We start from the raw sequence: 23,794 nt of genomic DNA on the forward strand, positions 1-23,794 counted from the left end.
ATAAGGGATTGTCAGACGCGAACGCAAGTCATCGCCTGAAAAAAGTTTTCTTTCTTTTAAAGTTTATGCGTTTTATGGCTTTTGTTCAAGAAAATGCCCGGGAAGCGTCTATTGGCCCGAAAAAAGGATTTACACGACATTCGCGACTATCTTCTCGTGGATATAATTTAAAAATGAACCATTCGACCCGAGTCTTCTTTTAGCAGTTATTCCAACCCGGGTCTTCTTTTAGCAGTTATTCCAACCCGGGTCGAAGGTCATCTAGGGAATCTGGTAAGCAGCTACCGTATTCCCATTGAACGTGGGCACGTACAGCACTTTCTTGTTCTGATCGATGCCAATGTCGGCACAGTTTTTCTTTTGAGCCCGTGTATCCAACACCTGAACGAGTTTGCCGTCGGCAGCGTACCAGTAGTGCAGCACCCCTTCCCAACGCGAGAGAAAAAAGTTAGTACCGTCGGGCTCAATGCCATCCCCGGAGGGCAAGCCTTCCGCGAGTTTCTTCAAACTTTTATCCGGATTTACTTCGTAGAAAACGCCACTACCGGACGTCAGTACGAACATCCGGTCACCCACGAATTTAATGCCGTTGGGTCGCTGTAACTCGGGACTTTCCAGGTATACCGATACGTTTTTACCTTTTACGTGATAAATCCGGCTATTACCCGAATCAGTCACGTACACATCGCCGTTGGGGCCAACGGTTACGTCATTGAGGTTGACGGCTCCTTCGGGTTTCAGTTTTCGTTCGATGTGGCCGCTGCGGACGTTAATAACCGCAATTTCGGTAATATCGGCTACGTACATTTTGCCCTTCGAAATCCCCATGCCTTTGGGAGCGTTGAGCCCCTCGGCCCATTTCAGGGTTTGTACCTGGCCATTGGCGGCCAGCGTCGAAATGAAGCCTTTGCCATCGGCCTCCCAGGGCTTGCCGTCGATGTTACTGACGTAAATAGAACTGCTGGCTGGATCCACCAGTACGGACTCGGGTGTACGAAGTTGGGTAGAGTCAGTTTCCCAGAGTTTTTGTAGCTGAACCTGAGCCGAAGCCGTAAGGCCTGAGAGCAGGCTGGTCGCTAAAACAAGGTATTTCATATACGAGTGAAAAGAGGGATTGGAATAGTAAAAAAGGCTGGAAAAACGTCCGTCTTTCCAGCCTTCATCTGCCTAAACTTTATACAAAGGTAGGCAAAAATTATAACTGAGGCTGTTGAGCGGCCAGCGTTTCATCGTGGTGATGGCCGGGTTTCTTGTTACGCATCACAAACCACAGGACACCGAAGGCGATAATCAGAATGGCCGGGAAAATGGCCATGTTATCGAGCGTTTCCTGTCCGGCAGCCAGTTGAGCGGCATCGCCCGTCAGTCCGCGTGCGGTAGCATTTTTCATTTCATCGTCAATCCAGCCACCAATGATCGGTTGGAAAATGGACGTAGAGAACATCCCCATACCACCAATAATGGACATCCCGAAGGCTCCGGATTTAGGAATGTATTCGGCCACAAAACCGATCATCGTCGGCCAGAAGTAGCATACACCGATAGCGAAGATGACCGCCGAAACATAAACCATAGCACCCGTAGCCTGACTCATCAGTACAATACCGATCGTAGCAATAACCGAGGAAGCCCAGAGTACGCCCGTGGGATTAAGGCTGTGTACCAGAGGTCCGGCAAAGTAACGACCAACGGCCATCAAGCCCGTCACCAAAGCCAAAATCAGCATGGGGCTGGCTCCGGCTTTTTCCAGAATAGGACCTACCCATTGTTCCGGACCGAATTCGGAAATGGCCGTCAGGGCCATACAGATCAGCATGAAAATGTACAGCGGCGAGAGCATAGCCTTGATGTTGGTCGTGTTGGAGTGACCTTCTTCGGCCGTACTTTCCGGGAATAACTGACCAAAAAACAGAACCCCGTACAACACCAAGGGAATCAGAATAACCCCCATCTGTAACTGCCAGCCCAATCCGGCGTCGGTCATGAATTTAGAGACCAGACTTCCGATGACGATACCGCCGGGAAACCACATGTGAAAGCGACTCAGCATCTTGGTCGTTTGATTGCCTTCGTACATATCGGCTACCATGGGGTTACAGGCGGCTTCGATGGTACCATTACCAAAACCAACGAAGAAGGTAGAAAGCAGCAGAGTCCAGAAACCGTCGGCGAAAATGGTACTGACAATCCCGATCAGGTGCGTTACGAAAGCCACCCATACAATTCGTTTGGGACCGATGATGTTGTACAGCGGGCCGCCTACGATCATCGCAATGGGAAAACCTAGAAAAGCCATTTGGTTTACATAGCCAAGTTCTTTGGAGGTAAGCCCAAATTCGGCACCCAGTTGGGGAAGAATTCCGGCCCGAATTCCAAAAATCATGGCAGTGGTAATTAGACCGAAGCAGCTTGCCAGAAACAAACGATCCCGGTTAACGGACTGTATCATAGCCATTGAGGTTTAGATAAAGGGTTTAGTATGAATGATTTGACGTTTAGCACAGGGAATGTGCATATGAATAGTTCGGCTAAAAAACGAAAAGATGGGCATTTTTGCTAGAAAGAATAGGGTTTATTCTTGAAACGCAAGCGTGAAAAATTCGGTATGCCAAACCGGTACTTTCTCCGGCTTATGTCGATTCTTCATTTGAAATATGCATTTTCTTGTCAAACTTTGGCAGCTTGTATCGAAGGAAGAAGAAGGATTACCGCCTGCCGAAAACATTTCGCCTGACCGTTTAGTACTAAAATCAGGGTACATCGCAGTAAATGCGGCAGCGTATTTTCTTCCGTACATACCTTTCCATTAAACATTCACACGTAGTCAAAAAACCTCTATCCATGGCCAGAAAACTCAGAATGGGAATGATTGGAGGCAGTCTCGATGCTTTCATTGGTTCTGTACACCGTCGGGGAGCCGCTTTAGATGGCGAAATTGAGCTCGTTTGCGGAGCCTTTAGTTCTAATCCTGAAAAGTCAAAAGAAACAGGTAAAGCCCTGTATTTGCCGGAGGATCGGGTATACGGCAGCTTTGAAGAAATGATTCGGCGGGAAAAAGAACTTCCCGAGGGTGAACGTATGGATTTTGTATCCATCGTAACCCCCAATCACATGCACTTTCCGCCCGCAAAAATGGCTTTGGAAAACGGTTTCCACGTCGTACTGGACAAGCCCATTACGCTGAACCGGGCCGAAGCTGAAGAATTAAAAGCGATTTGGGAACAGACAAATCTGGTCTTTTGCCTGACGCACAATTACACGGCTTATCCCATGGTGAAGGAAGCCCGTCACCTGATCAAATCCGGAGCCATCGGCAAGGTACGCAAAGTGATTGTCGAGTATCCGCAGGGCTGGTTGTCTCAACTGGTGGAATCGAGCGGTACGAACAAACAGGCCGCGTGGCGTACGGACCCTTCCAAGAGTGGGGCTGCTGGTGGCGTGGGCGACATTGGTACGCACGCCGAAAACCTGGCGGAGTATATTACGGGATTAAAGATTACAGAATTACTCGCTGACCTAACGATTTTTGTGGAAGGTCGTCAGCTCGATGATGATGCCAATATGTTGCTTCATTTTGAAAACGGAGCCAAGGGTATTCTGCACAACAGTCAGATTTGCAACGGCGAGGAGAATGACCTGAACATCCGCGTATACGGCGAACTGGGCGGTCTGAAATGGCGACAAATGGAACCCAATACGCTGGTTTGGACCAATCAGGAGAAAGGCTCCCGGATTATTCGTACGGGAGTGAATGCCGAGTCCCGGGCAGCTCAGGTACACACGCGTCAGCCCGCCGGTCACCCGGAAGGATACGTGGAAACCTTTGCCAGTCTGTACCGTAACTTCGCTTTTGCCGTACGGGCGAAGGAAGCCGGTCAGGAACCTGATCCCGATTTCGATTTTCCCGGAGTAGAAGCCGGTTTACGCGGAATGGCGTTCATTGATACGGTGCTGAAGTCGAACAGCAATGGAGCCGTCTGGACGAAGTTTGAGTAGACTCAACTAAATTTCTTTACGTAGTATGAACTGGCAGGAGCGAATTGAATCAGACGAACAGGTATTACTAGGGAAGCCCGTCATTAAAGGAACCCGACTTTCAGTTGAATTTTTGATTGGCAGACTAGCCGATGGATGGTCGGAACAGACTATTCTCGAGAACTATCCTCAGTTGTCTCGTGAGGACTTGCAGGCCGTGTTCGGATATATTCAGGATTGCCTGCGGGATGGCTTACTGTTTCATCAATCCATTCCATCAAAAGCGGCCTGATGAAAATACTAGCCAACGAAAACTTTCCCAAAGTCAGTATTCAGTGGTTGCGGGAACGTCACGTCGATATTATATCCGTTGGTGAACACTATTCTGGGTCGAAAGATGAAGAAGTAATGAACCTTGCCATTCAGGAGAACCGTACGATTCTTACTTTTGATCGGGATTACGGTGAACTGATTTTCAAAAAAGGATATAAGCCTCTGGCGGGAGTCGTTTATTTTCGATGGAATTCCTTTACCCCCGAAGCTCCCGGGCAGTTCATACATGAGCTTTTAACGAATGCTGACGTTCAATTGACAGGAAATTTTTCGGTAATCGATGAAAACTTCATCATTCGTCAGCGAAAAATCTAAACTTTCACCAATTCAAAAAATGACCAAAATTAAAGTAGGCGTAGTTGGTACGGGCTTCATTGGACCCGCTCACATTGAGGCGTTGCGGCGTTTGCCGAATGTAGAAGTAGCCGCCCTGTGCGAAGTAACCGCTGAACTCGCCGCTACGAAAGCTGCTCAGTTGGGCATCGAGCGTTCGTATACTTTCGATGAACTGCTGAAGCAGGACGACATTCAGGTTGTGCATATCTGTACGCCTAACTTCCTTCACTATTCGCAGTCAAAAGCTGCTTTGCTGGCGGGTAAACACGTGGTTTGCGAAAAACCGCTGGCTAAAGACCTCCACGAAGCCGAAGAACTGGTAGAACTGGCCGCTCAGACGGGTCTGGTGAATGCGGTTCACTTCAACCTGCGGTATTATCCGCTGGCTCGTCAGATGAAAGCCATGCACGAAAGTGGCGAACTGGGCGATGTGTACTCCGTAATGGGCTCGTACCTCCAGGACTGGCTGTTCTACGAAACCGATTACAGCTGGCGTCTGGAACCCGATAAGTCGGGCAACAGCCGGGCGATTGCTGACATTGGCTCGCACCTGATGGATATTATCGAGTACATTACCGGCCTGAAAACCGTAGCCGTACTCGCTGATTTCAACATCATTCATAAAACGCGTAAGAAGCCATTGAAGCCCGTAGAAACCTACTCGGGCAAAATGTTGCAACCCGAAGATTACGCCGATGTACCCATCACGACGGAAGACCATGCCAACGTATTACTCCGTTTCAACAACGGAAACCGCGGCGTGATTACGGTATCACAAGTGGCAGCAGGCCGGAAGAACCAGCTGAAACTCGAAATCGCCGGATCGAAAAAATCCTTTGCCTGGAATTCCGAAGCTCCCAACGAGTTGTGGATCGGTAAACGCGATGGAGCGAATGAAGTACTGCTGCGGGATCCGTCGCTGGTACACCCCGACGTTCGCTCGATTATCACCTTCCCCGGCGGCCATAACGAAGGTTTCGCCGATACGTCCAAGCAAATGTTTAAGGAAGTGTATGCCGCTATCGAAGCGGGTAAAATGCCGGAAAAACCAACCTTCCCAACGTTTGCTGACGGATACCGCGAGTTACTGATTTGCGAAAAAATCCTCGAATCCAACACCAAGCAAGCCTGGGTGGAAGTATAGAGTATTTTAGAATGATGATAACATGAGTGCATAACTCATGTTATCATCATTCATTCACTCAAAACTAATTTACTATGAAAACACTAAAAGGACCGGGTATCTTCCTGGCTCAGTTTTTAGGAGATACGGAGCCATTTAATTCACTCGATAGCATCGCCCGTTACATGGCGAATCTGGGTTACAAGGGACTTCAGTTACCCAGTGGTGATCCCCGAATGATCGACCTGAAAACAGCGGCCGAATCCAAGACCTACTGCGATGAGCTGAAGGGCAAACTTGCCGACATCGGTGTTGAGATTACCGAATTGTCCACGCACCTGCAGGGACAGCTGGTAGCCGTACATCCTTCGTATGCCACAATGTTTTCGGGCTTTGGTCCGGCTGAACTGGCCAACGATCCCGCGGGTCAGCAGGCCTGGGCTACCGAACAGATGATTCTGGCGGCGAAAGCCAGTCAAAATTTGGGACTCACGTCGCACGTAACGTTCTCCGGAGCTTTACTCTGGCCATTTGTCTATCCCTGGCCCCAACGTCCGGCTGGACTCGTGGACATGGCTTTTACGGAACTGGCTAAACGCTGGACGCCCATTCTGAATGCTTTCGACGAAGCGGGCGTAAACGTAGGCTTTGAGCTGCACCCCGGCGAAGATCTCCACGATGGTATCTCCTTCGAGATGTTCCTCGAAAAAGTGAACAACCACCCACGGGCGGGGATCAACTACGATCCGAGTCACTTCCTGCTGCAACAGCTGGATTACCTGCAATTCATTGATTTCTACCACGATCGGATTTACGCCTTCCACGTGAAAGATGCCGAGTTCAATCCTTCGGGCAAACAGGGCGTGTACGGTGGCTACCAGGGTTGGGTAGATCGGGCCGGACGCTTCCGTTCACTCGGTGATGGACAGGTGGATTTCAGTGGCATCTTCAGTAAAATGGCTCAGTACGATTACGATGGCTGGGCTGTACTGGAGTGGGAGTGTGCCATCAAGCATCCCGAGCAGGGAGCCGCGGAAGGAGCCCCCTTCATTGAAAGCCATATCATTCGCGTAACCGAACGGGCTTTTGACGATTTTGCTGGTACGGGTTCGGATGATGCGTTCAACAAAAAAGTACTGGGTCTGTCGTAACCCAAACCGCAGATCAAGGGTATAAAAAAAGAGTCCGGATTCAGTATCCGGACTCTTTTTTTATGGAACGCCTAGGGCTTCTGCCAGGCGTTTATTTTGTTTAGAATATCATCGACCGTAATCGTCTCCATGTCGGCATTAACGGCCGTCAGCGATTCGGCTTTCTTTCCGACCGGTCCCCAGCGACCCGCATCCTTGGTTTTAATATCCGTATACAGACCCAGCGTAAAGATACCCGCCGCCGCCGCAATGTGTACGGGACCTGTACTACACGCAATCAGACCGTCGGCTTGGCTGATGAAGGTAATGAACTGACTCAAGGGAAGTTTTCCACTAATGTCGGTAATCAGGCCTTCGTGCTGCTGTACCCAGGGCAGTAGTTCTTCGTGCTCTTTTTGTGAGCCACTAATAAAGACTTTGAAGCGATTCTGGTCAATACGATGAACGAGTTTCGAGTAATTGTCCAGACTCCATTCCTTGCTGTTTTTGTGCGATTTGGGATGGATAATCAGGTTAAACTTATCGGGCGATAGCAGGGCTTCAAACGTTGGATTGAGGGGTTGAAAACGACTGAGGCCGTAATAATCCGAAACTTCATTCCAGGAAAGGTCCCGTTTAATATTGAGCCCCCGGAGCAATTTAACGTTCAGTTGGGCTTCGTGTAAACCCGAGTTTTTTCGGCTGAGCGGTACGAGCGTATTGCAGGTAAACCAGTGATACAACCGGTTAGTCGTACCGATTCGCTTCTTAATCCCGGCCCGTTTCAGCTGCCAGGCCACCGTACTTAAATCCTTCAGGTGAATGGCCACGTCAATCTTTTCAGTGGCCAGCAGGGTATTGATTTCCTCTACACTTTTCCCCTGCCAGTCGTCGAAATTGACAAAACCATCAATGTGTCGACTAGCCTGAGCGATGTCCCGGGTATACGTACGTCCTAAGACGGAGATTTTACAGGATGGAAAGTATTCCTTGATTAAACCACAAACCGGCATCGCCAAAACCATATCCCCCACGGCATCGGTACGACAAATTAAAACATGCTTGTTAGTAAGGTTATTTTTAGACGATGGCATAGGGTAATCAAAGAGTTAATAGATCACGCACCGGAGGATCAGAATCATGAATAACAGCCCATTGAGACACGACGGGACATAGATGCGTTGCTTGCAGAATACAAACGTAAACATTCCCCTTTCCATCCGGTTCCGATTAAAGAATTTTAATAGAAATAGGGAGGCAATTAAAACGGCTGTAAAGATAGCCCCTGAAGAGGATTACTCGTACGTTTTGGCTGGAGGAAGTGAGGATTCTTTTGATAAGAAGACCAGTCTCGAAAATAAGGAGACGAAAAAACATACGTCGAGTAAAATGGCTTTGTTGTCGGAAGGCACTGCGGTAATGTGTATGGATGTGCTAATGTGATAAGCGACTGAATTTCAGTAAATAAATCCCATCGAGGATAAGAAAGTAGAGCCGGGAACACCGAAGAAAATGTCGCTTTCCCGGCAGACAATCGTGTTTTTGCCACTAGCTTTGTCCGGCATCGATGCGGGCGGAAAGGACTATACGCAACTTTGTTCCACGGGTCGATAAGCAAACTATTGCATTTCAACTAGTTAACCTCAGATTCATGAAAAAGACATTAATTGGCATTCTGTCACTGATGACCGTTGCCTGTCTTGCCCAATCTCCCAACAAGCTTTCCAAAGCAGAAAAAAAAGCAGGTTTTAAATTACTGTTCGACGGAAAAACGACCAACGGCTGGCATACGTATAATGGTCAGGGTATCGGTACCGCCTGGAAAGTAGAGGATGGAACGCTGAAGCTGGATGCGGACGCCCGTAAATCCGGAGCAACTGCCGGTGACATTGTTACGGACGCAGAATTCACCAATTTTGAATTGAAGTACGATTCCAAGATTGCCGAAAATGGTAACAGCGGGGTGATGTTTCACGTCGTGGAAAGTAAAAAGTACCGTTATCCCTGGCTGACGGGTCCTGAAATTCAGGTGATCGACAATGAGCGGCATTCCGACAGCAAACTCGAAAGCCATCGGGCGGGTAGTTTGTACGATCTGATTCCGGCTCAACCCCAGAATGCGAATGCTGCCGGACAGTGGAATTCCATGCGGGTAGTACTGGATCAGGGCAAATTCACGATTTATCAAAATGATGTGAAAGTGGTGGAAACGGACATGAGTACGCCTCAGTTTGCAGAAATGGTCGCTAAGTCGAAATTTAAGTCTATGCCCGATTTTGCCAAAGCCGCTACGGGCCGTTTTAGTTTGCAGGATCACGGCGATACCGTGTGGTTCCGTAACATTAAGATTCGCGAAATCAAACACTAGAAATGGGATGTCTGCCGAACCCAATCATCGGTGTAAGTGCAATACTCCAACCAACGGAGAAAGCCTTTTGCTGACGGTCCAGGCTTACGAATACAAAACACGCTCGCAACAACGGGCGTGTTTTTTTATGGAAACTGATTTCTGTACGCTCGCCAACTCACAAAAGTCAGTGCAAGTAAAGCAGGCGTACCCTTGTTTTGTTAATGATTTAGTGCATTCAGGCCATACCTTGAATGTGCTCAGAAAACCATTCAAGAATTATGTATCAGGACCGAATCTTACGCCGGGAACTCATCGATAAACTAGTAACAGCCGATCAGGCGGCCGCCCTCATCAAAGACCAGATGGTCGTAGGATCCAGCGGTTTTACCAAAGCTGGCGATAGTAAAGCCGTACTGCCCGCCCTGGCCAGTCGGGCTCAGGCTGAACCCCTGCATATTACCTTACTCACGGGAGCTTCGCTGGGCCATAATACCGATGCGGCTCTAACCACCAGCCACGTACTCAGCCGACGGATGCCGTTTCAGGTGGATCCGGTATTGCGGAAAAGTATTAATGCCGGGGAAGTGATGTTCATTGACCACCACCTGTACGAAACGGTTGAGCAACTCCAGAACAGACATCTGCCACCGGTAGACATTGCCGTTATTGAAGTAACCAAGATTGAGGAAGACGGGAGTCTGGTGCCTACCACGTCCGTGGGAAACTCGGCTCACTTTGCGGCTCTGGCCCAGCAGGTGATCGTGGAGGTAAATCTTTCGATGCCGCTGGGTTTGTCGGGGCTGCATGACATTTTTCTGACGGGAGGCTATCCTGAACGTTCCATTATTCCGATTACGTCGCCATCTTCCCGAATCGGCCGTACCTCTATCCCCGTTGATCCCGAGAAAATTGTAGCGATTGTCATCACCAACATACCGGATAGTCCAGCGACGGTCGTGCCGCCCGATGTGAAGACGACGGCCATTGCCGAGTACTTGCTGGATTTCTTTAAAAACGAAGTGAAGCAGGGGCGGCTCAAAAAGTCGCTTTTACCCTTGCAGGCGGGTATCGGAAAAGTGGCCAACGCCGTAATGTCCGGATTTTTGAAGAGTGATTACGAAAATCTGACCATGTACTCGGAGGTATTGCAGGATAGCACCTTTGAGTTGATTGATGCCGGAAAAATGACCTACGCCTCCGCGTCGTCCATTACGGTTTCGGAAGAATGGTATCACCGGATTATGAACAACCTGAACCTGTACCGCGATAAAGTTGTACTCCGTCCACAGAACATCAGTAATGCTCCCGAAGTCATTCGCCGCATGGGCGTGATTGGTATCAATACGGCCATTGAGTTTGACATCTACGGAAACGTCAACTCTACGCATTTGAGTGGTACGCACATGATGAATGGGATTGGTGGTTCCGGCGATTTTGCTCGTAATGCCTTCCTGAGCATTTTCGTGACGCAGGCTGCCTCGAAGGAAAATGCCATTTCACACGTGGTACCGATGGCTTCGCACGTGGATCATACCGAGCATGACGTTGATATTCTGGTAACGGATCAGGGGCTCGCCGATCTACGCGGACTGGCTCCCCGGGAGCGGGCGAAAGTGATTATTGCCAATTGCGTACATCCGGATTACCGGGACGAATTGCAATCGTACTACGAGCGGGCCTGTCAGCGGGGCGGACACACGCCGCACGTCCTGGAAGAAGCCTTTAGCTGGCATACGCGACTGGCCACGACCGGAACCATGAAGAAATCGGTAACAGAATTGAGTTAACAATGAAAAAGGGGAGCCGATCGGCTCCCCTTTTTCATTGTTCATACGAACGCTTTTGGGCAAAACTCATTCCTACAAAAAGCAGGTAGGCAACGGCTACAATTCCCAGCCCGCAAGCTTCGCGGGCTAGTTCCTGATTGGGGGTTTTCATCGTGAGTCCTTCCCCTTCGGAAAAGAAACCTTCCCAGGCCGTCATCTGCGACCAGGAGCTAATGGCCCAGGCTGCTGACCAAATCAGTAGAACCAGGAGCATTTCCCGGTTGAATTTTCCCTGAAAAGCCCGAAAAGCAGCATACGCCGCAAGGAGATAAATGGTACCCCAAAGCAGGGGATCGGGGTCGTTGTATTGCCAGCCGGCAAACAGTACGAAAACGGGAACCAGTAGTAAAGCCAGGTATTTCATCGGAAATCAGGAAAAGAGCTATTTACAGAACGTTGCAACGGCATCGGCCGCTTCGGCATACCCTAGTTTTTTAGCTTGCTGAAAGCTCAAGCAGGCCGCTTCCCGATTGCCCACCAGATTCTGGGCCAGTCCCATGTTGTAGAAGGCTTTCGGAAAATCGGAACGTATCCCAACCGCCTGCTCGTAATCACGAATAGCCGAGGGATAGTTTTTCTGTTCCAGGTACAGGTTACCCCGAACAAAATAGGTTTCCGCGTTCTTCGGAGCCAGTTGTACCGCTTTGTCAAAGTCGGGCGTGGCTTTCTGGGGCAGCTTTAGCTCGGCGTATACAAAACCACGATTGAGATAAATTTCAGCAGAATCAGGAGCCAACGTGGCCGCTTTACTAAAATCCTTGATTGCCGACTCAAAATCATTCTGGGCAATCCGTAGTTTAGCCCGATTGAAATAGGGCAGATACAGCGATGAATCAGCCTTCATGGCCTGTTCATAATCGAGCAGGGCATTGGAGTAATCTTTGAGCTGGTAGTAAGCCACGCCACGGGCGTTTAAAGCCTGTGCATTGTCTGCATCGGCTGATACGGCCTCATTTAGGGCAGTAATAGCCTCGTTTATTTTATTTTCACCCAATAATTTTCGGCCTTCTTCTAAATGTTTATTCGAAGAATTACAGCTTGACAGCCAGAGAGATAAGCCTAGTAACAGGGCAGATACCGGAAGCGTACGAAACTTTTTCATCCTGCAAAGTTACGCTGAGACTTGACTTCGGCCCAAAATAAAACCATCTTTGCAGCGGCAAATCAGGCCAGCTCCTGCTGAATCCCCCAGGTCTTGACCGAAGCAAGGGTAGGCGGTTGTAGCGGTTCGTGGTTTGCCATTTTTTTTTGCCCTTACTGGCCTTTGCACAGATACACGCGAAAGGTCGATCCTTTACCTGGCACGCTCCTCGCTTCAATGGTGCCCCCGTGTAATTCCGCTACTTTTTTACAGATGGTCAATCCGATGCCCGTGCCGACGTATTCACTGCGGGTATGCAGGCGTTGAAAAAGCTGGAAAATCCGGTCTTTGTATTGCTCATCGAAACCAATACCATTGTCTTCTACGGTGATACACACGCAGCGATTGTCGTGAAGTACCGTTGATGGTAGCTGCTGGGGAGTGCTGGCGTAGATACGAATCTGCGGCACGCGGTCTTCCGGCACAAATTTCAGGGCATTGGAAATAAGGTTCTGAAAAAGCTGATACAATTGCTGAGTGTTACCCGCCACCTCCGGCAAAGAACCCAGGTCAATTTGGGCCTGTCTGGCCTGGATGACCGAATCCAGATCTTCCAGCACATCGGTAAAGACTTCCATCAGCGATATTCGCTGGAAAGGCTGCGGTTTGGTATTCAGTCGCGAGTAGGTAAGCAGGTCTTTGATGAGGCCGTGCATCCGTTCGGCGGAACTGTGCATTCGTTCGAGCAGGCTGGTCACTTCAGGTTTCAGATCTGCCGCGTAATGCACCCGAAGCATGGTACTGAACGATTGAATTTTGCGTAAGGGCTCCTGCAAATCGTGCGAAGCTACGTACGCAAACTGAGCCAATTCTTCATTACTGCGGTTTAGCTCAATCACTTTCGACTCCAGTTCCTGCTGGTATTCTTCGAGTTTCTGCTGGGTGTGCTTGAGGGCTTCGTTGGCCTGTAGCGTCTTTTCAATGGTTTTCTGAGCGTGGATGTCTACGAAAAAACCTGACCAGTGCGTCAGCGTTTTCTTCTCATCAAACATCGGGGCAAAAGAAGCCATGTGCCAGCGATACTGCTGCGTTTGGGCCTCGGGAATCCGTACTTCAAACTGAAAAGGCTGAAGCTTCTGTAACGCATCCATCCAGAACGCCGACTGAGCCGCGGGGTCTTCTGCGTGAAAGAGGCCTTGCCAGTGTCGGTCATTGATGGTCTGAATGGTCATGCCCGTATACGTGACCAGCCATTCATTCGCGTACAGTAACTTACCCTGAGGATTGACGGTACAGATAATCAGCGGGAGCGAATCCGTCAGGGTACGGTAGCGGTTTTCGCTTTCCTTGAGGCGATCTGCCAGGGCGTGAAGCTGTCGGTTTTTACGCTTGATTTCCTCGTAGGGCGACAGGGCCAGTTCATTCTGAAAGAGCGACTTCCACTGATTGATTTTTAATTCCGTAATCCGTTTAGAGGGGAAAATCCGGAAGTACAGGGAAATCTGGGTATTCTCACTCGTGGTATTCACCTGAAACGAATCCACCAGTTTTTGAGCGTAATGTAAGCCAAATTGATGCTCATCAAGGTCGTGTTCGGGCCGATCATTGATCAAGGCCACCAGGTTCCATTCCTGCCCTTTCGGATTGTCCAGTCCCAGAATCAGCGAAGCACCCATGCCCCGATCAATGGCCGTTCTAGAAACTTCTGAGACGGCTGTAGCAAACGTTGTTTGAGAGGCCAGGGACATGCCCGTCAGCTCTGCCAGTTTCATGGTATGCTTGTGGGCCAGGATGAGATCCATTTCGGTATCCAGGGTAACTTTGGCTATCTCGTGCATAATCATCAATTGAAACGGCAGACTACGATCGACATATCGTCCGTCTTACGGGCGTAATCTTTGTATAAGGCAGCGGCCAGAATAGATAAATCGTACTTGGTAATGTGAGGATATTTATACGTTTCCCAGCGGGAACGAATGCCGTCCGAACATAAAATCAGGTATTGTCCGGCTTCCATCACCAGAGTCTGTTCGTTCATGGACGTTGGAATATTCATCCCAATAATCCCATTGTAGGAGAAATGTCTTTTAGCGAAATTGGCCCCTTTCAGCGTCGTTGAAATATTCCCAACGCCGCACAACTGCCAGGTACGAGTTTTGGCATCAAAGAAACCCATCGTACCCACCAGGCCCCGGGTTTTCTTGACCGCCCGGTGTAGGAGTCGAATCAGCTCCGTAGGGCGGGGTTCTTTACTCGCTTTCAGGGCTTCGATGGCAGTTTGAACGGCCAGAGCTGCCTCCGGACCGTGCCCGAGACCATCGCCAAGAAAAAGCTTCACCCGCTCCGGGGATGTTTCTACGAAAAAGCCATCGCCACTTTGGGTTTCACCGGGTTTGGGTACCACAATGGAACGGATATCCAGCCTGGACACCCGACGCGACGGAATTACCTTATAAATGCGGGACAGAATAATTGTACCCCAGTCGGGCTGGGAATAAATCTGAAAGGTATCCGAGAGACGTTTGATCGAACCGAGCCCGTGCCCCAGGGTTTGGGTCGTAGACATGCCATCTTCCAGCATTTTGGTGGGATCGGCAATGCCAGGCCCCTGATCAATGCTGATGAGTTCAATGCCACTTTGGTTCGCCTCGTTGAAGAATCGAACCAGAATTTCGCCACCAGTAGCGTGTTTGACGAGATTGGAGGCTAATTCGGCCACAATCAAATCAATCTCCGCCAGCCGACGCGTGGGAAATTCCAGCTGGATAGCCATGCTGTGAATTTCCCGTTTTAAAAGAGCCAGATAACTTCGATCCGTGGCCGCAAAACTTTTATGATGATTATCCATTCTTCCACTTAATAACGGTCACGGTAGTTCCTTCGCCGGGAGCACTTTTAATGGAGAACTCACTCATGAGTCGTTTCGTACCGGGAAGACCCAGGCCCAGACTTCTACCCGTAGAAAAGCCGTCCTGCATCGCTTTATCCAGATCAGCAATACCGGGCCCGCGATCGCTGAAGGTGAGTCGGATGCCGTTTTCGCGGCCACGACTTACGACTTCGATGAGCACTTCTCCACCCTGAGCGTAGCGTAGCATGTTACGCACCAATTCGCTGGTTCCGGTAATCAGTTTGGTTTGATTGACCAGCCCCATGCCGATTTTGGTTGCGTATTCTTTCACCCGGTTTCGTAAAATCACGACATCCTGATCTTTGTGTATGAGGAGGCGATCTCTATTCAGGGTTATCATCCTCGTCTTCCTCTTCGTCCGGATTGGAAGCCAGCCGTGATTGTAATAAATTCATTCCTCGCTCCACATTCAGGGCCGTAAATACACCGTTCAGGGGTAAACCCAGTTCGACCAGCGTAATCGCAACGGCTGGTTGCATGCCCACCACTACGGTTTCAGCATCCAGAATTTTGGACATGGTCGCGATGTTGCCCAAAATTCTACCCATGAAGGAATCTACGATCGATACCGCTGAGATATCAATCAGTACGCCCCGGGCTCCGGTTTTGTGAATCATCTGTACCAAATCCGTTTCCAGATTGAGGGCAATCCGATCGTACAGATCAATCTGAATGGTTACCAGCAGAAACTGGCCCATTTTAAGAATCGGAATACGGTCCATTCCTTAAACTTTTTTATCTTTTCTCACTTTGGTAACTTCCAGTTGCAACATCGTGAAGGCTTGCCGCAGGGCACTGGCCAGCGTGGCTTTCGTGATGATGGAAGAAAGGTCGATCCCAAGGTGTACAATGGTTTGGGCAATTTCAGGACGGATACCGCTGATGATACATTCGGCTCCCATCAGACGTGTAGCACTAACGGTTTTGATCAAGTGTTGAGCCACGAGAGAATCGACCGCCGGAACGCCAGAAATATCCAGAATGGCAATACTGCTTTCGGAATTGACAATTTCAACGAGCAGGTTTTCCATCACAATCTGCGTGCGGGCACTGTCGAGGGTACCGATGATTGGCAGAGCAATGATGCCATCCCAAACCCGAATGATAGGGGTAGAGATTTCAGCAATTTCATCCGTCTGGCGGAGAATGACTTCTTCCCTTCCCTGAATAAACGTTTCGAACGTAACGATTCCCAGGCTGTCAATGAGCTTGCTAACTTCCAGCAATTCCTGATTAAGAAGGGACAGATCCGAAATATTTTCCCCTAAAACGGAAAAGATGGCGTCTTTCAAACTAAAGATAAACGTGGCCGTTTCACGGGGCGTATAGCCCTGACGAGCTCTAGACAACGAAATACCCGCCAGAATTTCAAAGACGGGTTCAAAGTCCTGCGATTCTACCTGCGTACTATTGCCTTCGTTAAGCGTATGCAATAACGTATCAATGAGTTCGATGGATTGAACGCGTAAATCTTCGTTGGACATCAGATCTTCCCGGAGTGTGGGATCTTCCATCTGATTTTCCATCCATAGTTCTATTATTTGCTCCTTTTTCGACTGGAGCATTTTAATAGTACTTGCTTTCATAGTGTTCAAAAATTCTGAATTTAAGGGTGTAAAGAAGACAACCGTTGCAGAGCCTTTTAGGTTTTGAAATAAATCGGGATGCCGGAAGCGTAAATTAAAGAAACTTTGAGGGATTGCTGAAGGAGAGCAAATTATTCAACTAAAAAACCCCGCTTCGCTAACGAAAACGGGGTTTTAAAAATAAGATGTATCCGTACTAGTTACGGTAGAGTACCGATTTTACGGCTGAGACGACTCGCTTTGCGTTCGGAAGAACTTCTTCGATCAGCGTAGGAGCGTAGGGTAGGGGTACGTCGCGGCTCGTTACACGGGCTACGGGAGCATCGAGGTAATCGAACGCGTAGCGTTGCAGGTGGTAAGCCACTTCGGCGGAAATGGAAGCCAGCGGAGCTGCTTCTTCCACAACGACGCAACGGTTGGTTTTCTTGATCGATTTCACTAGGGTACCGTAATCAATCGGACGAACCGAACGCAGGTCAATCAGTTCCACGGAAATACCTTCTTTCTGTAATTCTTCGATGGCCGGCATCACGATCCGGGGGATCACTTTACCAAAGCTAACGATGGTTACGTCGGTTCCTTCCTGTTTCACGTCGGCCACGCCAATGGGAATGAGGTATTCACCATCGGGGACCTGGCCTTTGTCGCCGTACATCTGCTCCGATTCCATGAAAATCACGGGATCATTGTCACGAATGGCTGATTTCAATAAACCTTTCGCATCCGCAGGGTTTGAGGGGATTACCACTTTCAGACCCGGCGTATTGGCGTACCAGCTTTCGAAGTTCGACGAGTGCTGGGCTGCCAGCTGGCCAGCGTTACCGGTAGGGCCACGGAATACGATGGGTGCATTGTACTGCCCACCTGACATTTCGTAGATTTTAGCTGCCGAGTTGATCACCTGATCAATGGCTACCAGCGAAAAGTTAAACGTCATGAACTCAATGATCGGACGCAAACCGTTGGCTGCCGCCCCCACGCCGATACCGGCAAAGCCTAATTCGGCAATGGGCGTATCGATTACGCGTTCCGGTCCGAATTCGTCAAGCATCCCTTGAGACACTTTGTACGCACCATTGTATTCAGCAACTTCTTCGCCCATCAAAAAAACGCGGGGATCACGTCGCATTTCCTCGCTCATGGCTTCGCGGAGAGCCTCCCGAAATTGTAATTCTCTCATGTTCAGAGTTTCTGTCGTATGTCCAGCTTGAATGTCTTCGTAAAGACCTTCAAAATTAGGAATGGATCAGCAATTGACAAGGTTTCTGACCCATGATTCCCCATTTATCGTTAAACTTTTACGGAGAGCTCCGTCTAATTTTCTAAGAAAAGCGGTCTTACAACTAAAAAATAGGGAATAAAAAGGGAGGTCGGTAAAATAAATTTTTTTAAAATATAATTATTGCATTATAAAGTAATATTAAACGTTGACAATCCTGAATTTTTTTCGTTACTTTGAAGAGAGATTTTAGTAAGACTTTATGCTTATGTTCTCAAATCATCTAAGCTTTTCCAATCAGGTGATACGATGATTTGAAACGGAATACTCACCTCCATTGAACTGAAAAAGGGAATGAACAAACCGCCGTTCCATTCCTAAGTGCCTCGGTAAGTTTCTGCAGGTCAGGGCTTGCCAACGTTGCGTATTCTGCTTGCCAGAATACGCAGAAGAGTTAGGCTTCGTACCCAGGAAAGGCTGTAACCAGAAGTTCATCTGAGACAGCTAATACGCTGAATATGAACGCCAGCTGAGTTAGTGGCCGTATCAAGTTTCATAGTTCAATCATTTTAATCCGGAACGTTATGACTTTGGAAGAATTTCTCCAGAGCGAAGAGTGTGTGCTGATGTTGATTTTTCAACAGTACAGCCCCTCGGTAAGCCAGGCTGAACGAGTGCTGGAAAGCTTCGTGAGCCAGCACCCTAAAGACGCTCGTTTGCTTCGAGTAGCCTGCGGTAAGGAAGATGAATTGTTTAAACGGTATAAAATCCGTTCAAACCCAACGGTACTGGGTTTGCGAAAGGGTCGGGAAATCTGGCGGCATGAAGGATATACCGACGCCCAAACCATGGATCAGGTGGAATCTCGTTTGGTAGGGAATCACGTCTAACTGGTCGAACAACCCAAAGTTTACGTACTTTTGCAGACAGAGCAATTGTCTAGTACATGGTACCCATTCGGTCAGTTTTAGCAAAGCCCGTCGCGGCCTGGGTTATATCAAAGCGTCGTCAGTGGGAACGTAAACCCGCTGAAACGCAGCAGTTTTGGTTAAATAAATTACTGGATTCCGCCCGGAACACCGAGTTTGGGCGGAATCACTTTTTTAAAGACATTCACTCCCACGCTGATTTTCAGCAGGCTGTACCCATTCGGGATTACGAAGCTCTGAAGCCTTACGTAGAGAAAGTAACCCACGGCGAGCCGGATATTCTCTGGCCAGGCAAGCCCCTGTATTTCGCTAAAACTTCGGGTACTACGTCTGGAATTAAATACATTCCCTTGTCCAAAGAATCCATTGGTTTTCACATCAATGGTGCCCGCGATGCTCTGTTGAGTTATATCCACGAAACGGGACGCTCGGAATTTCTGGATAAAAAACTCATTTTTCTTTCAGGAAGCCCGGAAATGACGACCAAACACGGAATTCATGTGGGTCGCCTCTCCGGTATTTCCAATCACCACGTTCCGGGTTATCTGCGGACGAATCAGTTGCCCAGCTGGGAAACCAATTGTATTGACGATTGGGAGACCAAGCTCGACCGGATCATTGACGAGACCATTCACCAGCCCATGTCACTGATCTCGGGTATTCCGCCTTGGGTGCAGATGTACTTTGACCGGATTCAGGCTCGTACGGGCAAGAAAATAAAGGATGTGTTTCCGGACTTTCAGCTCTTTGTGTACGGCGGCGTGAATTTCGAGCCGTACCGGGCCAAGCTATACGATTCCATCGGCAAGAAAATTGATTCCATTGAGACGTACCCGGCTTCGGAAGGTTTCATTGCCTATCAGGACAGCCAGGTGCATCCGGGTCTGCTGATGTTGCTCAATCAGGGTATTTTCTACGAGTTTATACCGGTGGAGGAATTTTTCACGGAGAACCCCCGTCGCCTGAGCATTGGCGAAGTGGAAGTAGGCAAGAACTACGCCGTCATCATGAATACCAATGCCGGTCTGTGGGGGTACAACATTGGGGATACGGTGAAGTTCGTCTCCAAAGACCCGTACCGGATTATTGTAACGGGACGGATCAAACACTTCATTTCGGCATTTGGCGAGCACGTGATTGGGGAGGAAGTTGAAAAAGCGATGGCCTATGCCGTGAGTCGTCAGCCCGAAACGCAGGTGGTCGAATTTACGGTAGCTCCGCAGGTAGCCCCTCCGCAGGGCGGTTTGCCGTACCACGAGTGGCTGATTGAGTTTGCCCATCCACCGCATGATCTGGAGCAATTCCGCCAGGATCTCGATACTAACCTGACCAAACTCAACGTGTACTACGACGATTTGATCAGCGGAAATATTCTACAACGTCTTCAATTGACGTCCTTACGTCGGGGAGCCTTTATTGAGTTCATGAAAAGCCAGGGCAAGTTGGGCGGCCAGAATAAAGTACCTCGCCTGGCCAATGACCGTACGGTTGCGGATCAGCTCAAACCACTGGTATAAAACGTAGCGAAAGCCCCCATTTAAAAAGAGTACCCATTCGTATGCAAAAACGGAATATTGCCATTCTGGGCTCAACCGGCTCTATTGGTACGCAGGCCCTGGACGTCGTGCGGAGTCACCCGGAAGCTTTTCAGGTAGAAGTCTTATCCGCCCAGAATAACGCAGCTTTACTCATTGAGCAGGCAGCTGAGTTCAAGCCGAATGTAGTCGTCATTGGCAATGAAGATCTTTTCCCAACGGTTCAGTCCGCTCTGGAATCACTGGATATAAAAGTCTACTGTGGAATTCAGGCCCTGGCCAGCGTCGTTCAGATGGAAAGTATTGATCTGGTCCTGACGTCCATGGTAGGGTACGCCGGCTTGTTACCCACGCTGAAAGCCATCGAAGCTGGAAAGTCCATCGCTTTGGCCAATAAAGAAACGCTGGTCGTGGCAGGGGAGCTGGTTACAGAAGCCGCCCGGAAAAAAGGCGTCAATATTTATCCCGTCGATTCCGAGCATTCGGCTATTTTTCAGTGTCTGGTCGGGGAGTTTCATAACCCCATCGAGAAGATCATTCTGACCGCTTCCGGTGGACCTTTTCGCGGAAAGGACCGGGAGTTTCTGAAAACCGTCACCAAAGCTCAGGCCCTGAAACACCCCAACTGGGTGATGGGAGCCAAGATTACGATCGACTCGGCCAGCCTGATGAATAAAGGCCTGGAAGTCATTGAAGCAAAATGGCTGTTTGGCCTCGAAGCTCCGCAGATCGAGGTAGTGGTACATCCGCAAAGCATCATCCATTCCCTCGTCCAGTTCGAAGACGGTTCCATGAAGGCTCAGATGGGTTTGCCCGACATGAGGCTTCCCATTCAGTTTGCTCTGGGGTATCCCAACCGGATGCCTTCGGATTTTCCCCGCTTCAACTTCATGGATTATCCAACCCTCAGTTTCGAACAACCGGATGCCAAGACCTTTCGCAATCTGGCCCTGGCTTATACCGCTCTCGAACGGGGGGGGAACGCCTGCTGCATTCTGAATGCGGCCAATGAAGTAGCAGTAGCCGAGTTTCTAAACGATCGGATTGGGTTTCTGGAAATGTCGGATCTGATTGGCGAGTGCCTGGAAAAGGTGTCGTATCAGGCGAATCCCAGTTACGAAGATTACGTGCAGACGGATACGGAAACGCGTCGTTTAGCGGCGGAATTACTAAAATCACACTCTCTATACTAATTAACTGTATTGTTGAATGAAACGCTACGCCCTGGCCCTTGACCTGGTAGACGACCCCATTTTGATTGCTGAATACGAACGCTACCACGAGGTCATCTGGCCGGAAATTAAGGAGAGCATTCTCGGGCAGGAAGTAACGGCCATGGAAATTTACCGGACGGGTAATCGCCTGTTCATGATTATGGAAGTGACGGATCAGTTTTCCTTTGAGGCGAAAGCTGCCGCCGACGCCGCCAATCCGAGAGTACAGGAGTGGGAGCAGCTGATGTGGAAATACCAGCAGGCCATTCCCGCCGCCCAGCCCGGTGAAAAGTGGGTACTGATGAAAAAAATATTTGCGTTATAAGTGTTAATGACCGCAGCAGACGATACGTATCAAACCATAGAGGCTCCGGTGGAAGGCCTGTTTAAGGACAAAGGCAGTAAATTCATCGGTTACGCCTATCCGTTGGCAAACGAAGAAGAAGTTAAACAGTACGTAGCCGAATTGCGGGAGCTACATCCCAAAGCCCGGCATTATTGCTGGGCCTATCGGCTGAGTCCTGACCGGACGGTCTTTCGCGTGAATGATGATGGTGAACCTTCCGGATCGGCGGGTAAGCCCATTCTGAATACCCTCTTATCGAATAATCTGACCAATATTTTAGTAGTGGTGGTTCGTTATTTCGGCGGTACGCTATTGGGTGTGCCGGGCTTAATTAACGCGTATAAACAGGCCACGCAGGAGGCCATTCATCAGGCTACTGTAGTCGAGAAAACGGTCAATGAAGTGTATCGCATTGACTTCGATTATCTGCAAATGAACGATGTTATGAAGGTGATGAAAGATGACAACGTACGCATTTTGAATCAGCAATTCGATAATCAGTGTAGTTTGGAGTTTATGGTTCGGAAGGCATTAGGGGAGACCATCATTGGGAAGCTGGAAAAAACGAGTGACATAAGCGTAACGTGGATTGCTACCGTTTAAACTATAAGTAAAGTACAGCTATCTATTTTTAAAGTATATTTGAAGGAGTAATCTACCTGACTTTATACGAACGTGTCCCCCTTTAACAGTATTTTTGCCTTGTCTTCTTTGGGGATTGTGCTGGGAATCCTATTACTTATCCAGCGATCTTCCGTTTTAGTACCTGCCCAAGTAAAATACGTAACCATCGAAGGGCTAAGAGGTTATCTAGCCTTCTTTGTTTTTCTGCACCATGCCACATTCTGGTACGTGTATCTGCATACCGGAAAATGGGCCGTACCGGATTCCGATTTATATATTCAGCTTGGGAAGATCAGCGTCGTCGTTTTCTTCATGATTACGGGCTTTTTATTCTTTCTTAAGCTCAGTGAATCCCGGGAAAAACCGATTCACTGGCCGGCTTTTTTTGTTTCCCGATTCTTCCGGTTAGCTCCTTTGTATGTATTTACAATGCTCGTAATGATAGGCATCGTTGCCGTTAGGTCTGACTTTACGTTACGCGAAAGTCCCTCCTTAATTGCTACAGAAATTATACAGTGGCTCGGTTTTTCGATCTATGGTATTCCCAACATCAATGGCGTAGAAAATACCTTTTTAATCACTGCGGGTGTTACCTGGTCCTTGGTATATGAGTGGTTGTTTTACTTTTCTTTACCGCTTATCGGTATTGTTTTTTATCGTACCAGAGTTAACCCCGTTTTATTTTTTATACTACTTGGGATTGTCGTTTCAATCTTCTACAATAACCTCATTTTTAACTATTACTTACTGACCTTTCTAGCGGGAGGGCTGGCCGTTTATTTGATCCGTATTCCCCGACTGGTCGCTCTGGCCTCTAGTCAGCCAGCCTCTTTCGTAATCCTGGGTTGTCTGACGCTTTTGGTGTATCCATTCAAAGGCAACGACAGCATGGAAATTGTGTGTACAACGATTGTTTTTACGAGCATTGCGGCGGGAAATTCGCTTTGGGGTATACTCAAAGCTACTACTTCCCGGCTGTTAGGGCAGGTTACCTACAGCATTTATCTGTTACACGGGATTGTGCTTTACACTGTTTTTATGTTTGTCATCGGGGAAGAGAAGGCTCAGCAGCTCGGTGTAATCGAGTTCTGGCTAGTCGTTATCGGAGCGAGTATCCTTTTAATCGCTGTCAGCTTTTTATCCTACCGGTACATCGAACAACCGGGCACGCGAGTAGCCGCCAAGATCAATGGCCGGTTTTTCCTCTCTGCAAAAAATGGCAAGTCTACGGATGTATAACTTTACTGAGAAAAAAAATACCTTTTTTGAGAAAATA

At 48.8% G+C, this 23,794-nt stretch carries 24 protein-coding genes; 13 read left to right on the top strand and 11 right to left on the bottom strand.

The features are described from left to right. Positions 1-261: 261 nt before the first annotated feature. Both BWI97_RS09880 and BWI97_RS09885 read right to left on the bottom strand, forming a co-directional pair. Entirely contained in the window at positions 262-1,095 is an 834-nt protein-coding gene (locus BWI97_RS09880; RefSeq protein ID WP_102200894.1) for an SMP-30/gluconolactonase/LRE family protein, read from the bottom strand. 100 nt (positions 1,096-1,195) lie between these two features. Beyond that, positions 1,196-2,449: a sugar MFS transporter gene (locus tag BWI97_RS09885; protein WP_094812585.1), complete on the bottom strand. Its 1,254-nt coding sequence runs from the start codon at positions 2,447-2,449 to the stop codon at positions 1,196-1,198. A 410-nt stretch (positions 2,450-2,859) separates the two neighbouring features. On the opposite strand from BWI97_RS09885, the gene BWI97_RS09890 reads away from it, so the two are divergent. The 5 genes from BWI97_RS09890 (at position 2,860) to BWI97_RS09910 (ending at position 6,918) form a co-directional block, all read left to right on the top strand. Then, complete coding sequence (locus tag BWI97_RS09890; RefSeq protein ID WP_102200895.1) at positions 2,860-3,996, top strand: Gfo/Idh/MocA family protein; 1,137 nt, start codon at positions 2,860-2,862, stop codon at positions 3,994-3,996. 25 nt (positions 3,997-4,021) lie between these two features. Beyond that, positions 4,022-4,267, top strand: a complete 246-nt coding sequence (locus tag BWI97_RS09895; protein WP_094812579.1) for a DUF433 domain-containing protein — start codon at positions 4,022-4,024, stop codon at positions 4,265-4,267. Further along, on the top strand, positions 4,267-4,623 hold the full coding sequence (locus BWI97_RS09900; protein ID WP_102200896.1) for a DUF5615 family PIN-like protein: 357 nt from the start codon (positions 4,267-4,269) through the stop codon (positions 4,621-4,623). Before BWI97_RS09895 ends, BWI97_RS09900 begins: the two co-directional genes overlap by 1 nt. 19 nt (positions 4,624-4,642) lie before the next feature. Beyond that, positions 4,643-5,788, top strand: a complete 1,146-nt coding sequence (locus tag BWI97_RS09905; protein ID WP_094812575.1) for a Gfo/Idh/MocA family protein — start codon at positions 4,643-4,645, stop codon at positions 5,786-5,788. Positions 5,789-5,862: 74 nt separating this feature from the next. Beyond that, a complete protein-coding gene (locus BWI97_RS09910; protein ID WP_094812573.1) occupies positions 5,863-6,918 on the top strand; it encodes a sugar phosphate isomerase/epimerase in 1,056 nt (351 codons plus the stop codon). Positions 6,919-6,989: 71 nt separating this feature from the next. Here the strand turns inward: BWI97_RS09910 and BWI97_RS09915 are convergent, their stop codons facing one another. Beyond that, the gene (locus BWI97_RS09915) at positions 6,990-7,991 is read right to left on the bottom strand and encodes a glycosyltransferase family 9 protein (RefSeq protein WP_102200897.1); all 1,002 of its coding nucleotides are present in this window, start codon (positions 7,989-7,991) and stop codon (positions 6,990-6,992) included. Positions 7,992-8,548: 557 nt separating this feature from the next. Here BWI97_RS09915 and BWI97_RS09925 point away from each other — a divergent pair. Together BWI97_RS09925 and BWI97_RS09930 are read left to right on the top strand one after the other, a co-directional pair. Then, positions 8,549-9,265 carry a DUF1080 domain-containing protein gene (locus BWI97_RS09925; RefSeq protein WP_158242729.1) on the top strand — a complete coding sequence of 239 codons (717 nt, stop codon included), beginning with the start codon at positions 8,549-8,551 and terminating at the stop codon, positions 9,263-9,265. Between the two features lie 260 nt (positions 9,266-9,525). Next, positions 9,526-11,034, top strand: coding sequence for an acetyl-CoA hydrolase/transferase family protein (locus BWI97_RS09930; RefSeq protein WP_102200900.1), 1,509 nt, complete (start codon positions 9,526-9,528; stop codon positions 11,032-11,034). Positions 11,035-11,068: 34 nt separating this feature from the next. Here BWI97_RS09930 and BWI97_RS09935 read toward each other — a convergent pair whose 3' ends face one another. The 8 genes from BWI97_RS09935 to BWI97_RS09970 all read right to left on the bottom strand — a co-directional run bounded on the left by BWI97_RS09935 (position 11,069) and on the right by BWI97_RS09970 (position 17,837). Then, positions 11,069-11,437 carry a transmembrane 220 family protein gene (locus BWI97_RS09935; protein WP_102200901.1) on the bottom strand — a complete coding sequence of 123 codons (369 nt, stop codon included), beginning with the start codon at positions 11,435-11,437 and terminating at the stop codon, positions 11,069-11,071. 18 nt (positions 11,438-11,455) lie between these two features. Further along, a complete protein-coding gene (locus tag BWI97_RS09940; RefSeq protein WP_102200902.1) occupies positions 11,456-12,175 on the bottom strand; it encodes a tetratricopeptide repeat protein in 720 nt (239 codons plus the stop codon). A 152-nt stretch (positions 12,176-12,327) separates the two neighbouring features. Further along, positions 12,328-13,956: an ATP-binding protein gene (locus BWI97_RS09945; RefSeq protein WP_158242730.1), complete on the bottom strand. Its 1,629-nt coding sequence runs from the start codon at positions 13,954-13,956 to the stop codon at positions 12,328-12,330. Positions 13,957-13,997: 41 nt separating this feature from the next. Then, complete coding sequence (locus tag BWI97_RS09950; protein WP_102200903.1) at positions 13,998-15,002, bottom strand: ATP-binding SpoIIE family protein phosphatase; 1,005 nt, start codon at positions 15,000-15,002, stop codon at positions 13,998-14,000. After that, positions 14,995-15,405, bottom strand: coding sequence for an anti-sigma regulatory factor (locus BWI97_RS09955; protein WP_094811370.1), 411 nt, complete (start codon positions 15,403-15,405; stop codon positions 14,995-14,997). The genes BWI97_RS09950 and BWI97_RS09955 overlap by 8 nt, the downstream gene beginning before the upstream one ends. After that, positions 15,389-15,787 (bottom strand): STAS domain-containing protein, encoded by a 399-nt coding sequence (locus BWI97_RS09960; protein ID WP_094811368.1) that lies wholly within the window; start codon positions 15,785-15,787, stop codon positions 15,389-15,391. The genes BWI97_RS09955 and BWI97_RS09960 overlap by 17 nt, the downstream gene beginning before the upstream one ends. A gap of 3 nt (positions 15,788-15,790) precedes the next feature. Continuing rightward, positions 15,791-16,651: an STAS domain-containing protein gene (locus BWI97_RS09965; protein ID WP_094811366.1), complete on the bottom strand. Its 861-nt coding sequence runs from the start codon at positions 16,649-16,651 to the stop codon at positions 15,791-15,793. Positions 16,652-16,847: 196 nt separating this feature from the next. Continuing rightward, positions 16,848-17,837 (bottom strand): pyruvate dehydrogenase complex E1 component subunit beta, encoded by a 990-nt coding sequence (locus tag BWI97_RS09970; RefSeq protein ID WP_255157807.1) that lies wholly within the window; start codon positions 17,835-17,837, stop codon positions 16,848-16,850. Positions 17,838-18,454: 617 nt separating this feature from the next. Between BWI97_RS09970 and BWI97_RS09975 the strand changes: the two genes are divergently transcribed. From BWI97_RS09975 to BWI97_RS10000, 6 genes are all read left to right on the top strand, one after another. Continuing rightward, the gene (locus BWI97_RS09975; protein WP_094811362.1) at positions 18,455-18,760 is read left to right on the top strand and encodes a co-chaperone YbbN; all 306 of its coding nucleotides are present in this window, start codon (positions 18,455-18,457) and stop codon (positions 18,758-18,760) included. Positions 18,761-18,816: 56 nt separating this feature from the next. Beyond that, positions 18,817-20,316, top strand: a complete 1,500-nt coding sequence (locus BWI97_RS09980; protein WP_102200904.1) for a GH3 auxin-responsive promoter family protein — start codon at positions 18,817-18,819, stop codon at positions 20,314-20,316. Between the two features lie 41 nt (positions 20,317-20,357). Further along, positions 20,358-21,527, top strand: a complete 1,170-nt coding sequence (locus BWI97_RS09985; RefSeq protein ID WP_102200905.1) for a 1-deoxy-D-xylulose-5-phosphate reductoisomerase — start codon at positions 20,358-20,360, stop codon at positions 21,525-21,527. A 16-nt stretch (positions 21,528-21,543) separates the two neighbouring features. After that, the gene (locus BWI97_RS09990; RefSeq protein WP_094811356.1) at positions 21,544-21,873 is read left to right on the top strand and encodes an L-rhamnose mutarotase; all 330 of its coding nucleotides are present in this window, start codon (positions 21,544-21,546) and stop codon (positions 21,871-21,873) included. Between the two features lie 6 nt (positions 21,874-21,879). After that, positions 21,880-22,497 carry a YigZ family protein gene (locus BWI97_RS09995; RefSeq protein WP_094811354.1) on the top strand — a complete coding sequence of 206 codons (618 nt, stop codon included), beginning with the start codon at positions 21,880-21,882 and terminating at the stop codon, positions 22,495-22,497. 72 nt (positions 22,498-22,569) lie between these two features. After that, a complete protein-coding gene (locus BWI97_RS10000; RefSeq protein WP_102200906.1) occupies positions 22,570-23,757 on the top strand; it encodes an acyltransferase in 1,188 nt (395 codons plus the stop codon). The last annotated feature ends 37 nt before the right edge of the window (positions 23,758-23,794 follow it).

The sequence above is a fragment of the Siphonobacter sp. BAB-5405 genome, from assembly GCF_002872335.1.
GTDB lineage: Bacteria > Bacteroidota > Bacteroidia > Cytophagales > Spirosomataceae > Siphonobacter.